Source organism: Mycobacterium sp. ZZG (assembly GCF_054786995.1).
Genome location: NZ_JBTBFV010000131.1, coordinates 1 through 2755, shown reverse-complemented (window position 1 = coordinate 2755; position 2755 = coordinate 1). Strand labels below are relative to the sequence as shown.

2 protein-coding genes are annotated in these 2755 nt (G+C 60.9%); one reads left to right on the top strand and one right to left on the bottom strand.

The genetic code is table 11. The features are described from left to right. The first annotated feature begins 159 nt into the window (after nt 1–159). On the top strand, nt 160–804 hold the full coding sequence (locus tag ACXMYJ_RS28890; protein ID WP_460359524.1) for a hypothetical protein: 645 nt from the start codon (nt 160–162) through the stop codon (nt 802–804). Nucleotides 805–1014: 210 nt separating this feature from the next. On the opposite strand, the gene ACXMYJ_RS28885 is transcribed toward ACXMYJ_RS28890, so the two are convergent. Next, a complete protein-coding gene (locus ACXMYJ_RS28885; RefSeq protein ID WP_460359523.1) occupies nt 1015–2595 on the bottom strand; it encodes a KAP family P-loop NTPase fold protein in 1581 nt (526 codons plus the stop codon). Nucleotides 2596–2755 lie beyond the last annotated feature (160 nt).

Below are 2755 nucleotides of genomic sequence, written 5' to 3'. Positions count from 1 at the left end.
CAGCAAATCACGCGCCGTCAACGACACCCCGACCGAACAGGAGGCCACCCCCGCGGCACTGACCGCCTGAACCATTAACTCGAAGAATCACACGACAGCGTCGTACACCACGCCCATGGACTTGACCATCCGCGGCCGAAGTTTCTTTCCGGCTACTCGATGGGGGCCGACGTCGTTGTCCGTTTCCTGCATGCGTGGCCGGCCGATCGCCAGAGTGAGATCGTCGGAGTGTTCACCTTCGGTTCGCCCGGCCGGCCGCCCGGTGTCACAAAACTAGGAGGCCCCGATCCAGGCGGTGCCGGCATCTCCGGCGTCTACACACCCGAGATCTACCGAGACCGGGAATGGTCGTACACGATCAACGGTGACATGTATTCCGAGGCGACCGCACTGCTGCCCGCGCTGTACGACATTCTCACGCGGATGGAGCTGTCTCCGGCCTTCGTCGAGTATTTGTTCACATGGTTGACCGGTATCCCCCTGGGTGGCGGCAATTTCGGCCTCACCGCGCCGGCGAACACGATCGGCTCGGGCTTGCTCGGCCTGAACGGCAACGCAGGTCCAGGATCGGGCGCGCTGTCGTCGATCCTCGGCATGGTCACTCCCGGTCCGCTCAACCAAACGTCCGGCCCGATCAGCCTTCCCGCAATGCTGATGAACATCCCCGGAATCGTCATGACGCTCGTGTCCGCGCTGAAGTTCGTCGTCACCGGAGCGCACGGCAAGTACTGGGTGGATCGGACCTTCGACGGCATGAACGCCGAAGACCACGCCGCCTCGGTCGTGCGTCGGCTTGCCGTCTGACTGAAGTCGTTACATGGATGGCCACGAAAGGGATGACGCGAACGCCGGTCCTTCCGGGCCCGCGGTTGGCAGAGGGGCTGGCGGTCGTGCTCGTCGGAGTGTATGTGGCGGTGTGCTTGGTGATGTACTCGGATGGGTCTTCGGTAGGGAGGTCCATCGACAGGCCGCCTCGAATGCCAAGCGCGATGCCGTGGCTCGCTACCCGTTAGATCATGTGGCTCCAACCGCGGAAGCGCGGCGGATGAGTCGAAGTTCTTCTTGAAGCGCGTTGACGTGAGCCGCCGTCGCCGACTTCCACTCACCAATTGTTGCGGTCGCCGCTTCGGTACCAGGACGTGCAGAGAATGTCAGAATCTGGAATTGGTTCTGCAGTTTCTCGATCGACGACGTCAACCGCCCGGTCGAGTTCCCGGCAAGATTCAGATGGGCGTACTTTTCTAGACGACCGAGGAGGTCTTTCGCCTGCTCCACGATTGCACGGGCATCGGTGCTCCCGTATTCCAGCTGATCGGGTACGTCGCGACAGTGTCGTCGAAGCCGTCCGACGTCGCGCATTGCGTCTTGCACCCACGTTTGTGTCGTTCTCGTGGTTTCAAGCGCCGAGACGTAGGGCTCGATGTTGTGTTCCATTGCCAACTGCTCGACAAGGGGAGAACGCAGGAAGGCGGATAATTCCGTGGGCAAAACCCCGACTTCTGGCCACACGTCGTCGAAGGCCGAATCCTCGCCATGCCGAAAGCTGCGCAGAATCTCGAGGAAGACGTCCGGTTCGGCAAGCACGATGTCGTCGTAGAACTTGTTCCAGTCACCACGGAAGTTGATGGTCTGCAGCGCCAGGGTCGTATTGGGGTTCAGGTTCTGCCGGATCATTCGCTGCAGTGTGTAGGCGTTGATGTACCGCTTCACCTCTCGTGGATTGATCCGTCCCTCTTTCGCGACGTAGTACAGGTAGTTCTTCACACGGTCCGTGAGATCCGTGCGCTGGCCTTCTCCCAACGAACCGTGGGCCTGCAGCCACCACAGCAGCTCCTCTAGTTGAGCGGGCGCGATTTTGGGCAGTGTGTAGGGCAGCTGGAAGATCTTGTTGAGGTACTCCTGTTCGACCCGCTGATCGATTTCCGTGTTCCCGTCGGCTGATCCAGCGAATTTCGTGCGAACCGCCGTTTGCACCACACGCTCGTCGAGCCCGACGACGAAGACGAAGCCCTTGGTGTCGAAGAACAACTTCATCGATTCAAGGACCGTCAATGCACGCTCCGGTAGGCAGCGATCCAGATCGTCGACGAACACGATGATGCGCGACAATCCTGCTCGTTCAACTCGTTCGAATGCGTCACGCAATTGCTCAAAGGCCGCGAAGTACAACGATTGTGGACTGCTCGTCTCGTCATCGTTGTCACCGTTGATCGTCTGAAGCGCCTTGTCGGGGTCCATCGCGATCGTCACGGCCCCCGGTATGCCGACTTGGACCGAAGTGGCGCGAACCAGTGCACGAATCACGCGCCCGATCCGGGTGGCGACGATCTTGATTGATTCACTTCGTTCGTCCGTCGGTCGGCTGAGAGCCCACTGGGACAGTCCGGCACGGATGGTGTCCAGCAGCGGGACGATAAGGTGTGGTTCGCGCTCATACCGCCAGGCGTTGAAGTCGACGACCACCGCGTCGGTCGGCTCGACGCGCCGCTTGATCGCTTCCATGAGCGTGCTCTTCCCCGAGCCCCATCCGCCGAAGATGCCTACCGCGAACTGCGGCTCACTGCCGGTAATGATCTCGGCAAGTGCCTGCGACATGCTGTCGAAGTTGAACGCCGGGTGTTGTGCGGGTGAGAGGGACCCGTTTGGTGGTCCAGTCGTTATGCGACTTTCGGTTGATGGGTCGCGGCCCACTGTAGGGCAAACTCGGCTGGGGTGCGGTCGCCATGGGCGGAGTGGGGCCGATTGGCGTTGTAAT

Excerpts from the sequence above, each read along its gene's own strand:
- ACXMYJ_RS28890 (WP_460359524.1), top strand. The coding sequence starts at position 160 with ATGGGGGCCGACGTCGTTGTCCGTTTCCTGCATGCGTGGCCGGCCGAT.
- ACXMYJ_RS28885 (WP_460359523.1), bottom strand. The coding sequence starts at position 2,595 with ATGTCGCAGGCACTTGCCGAGATCATTACCGGCAGTGAGCCGCAGTTC.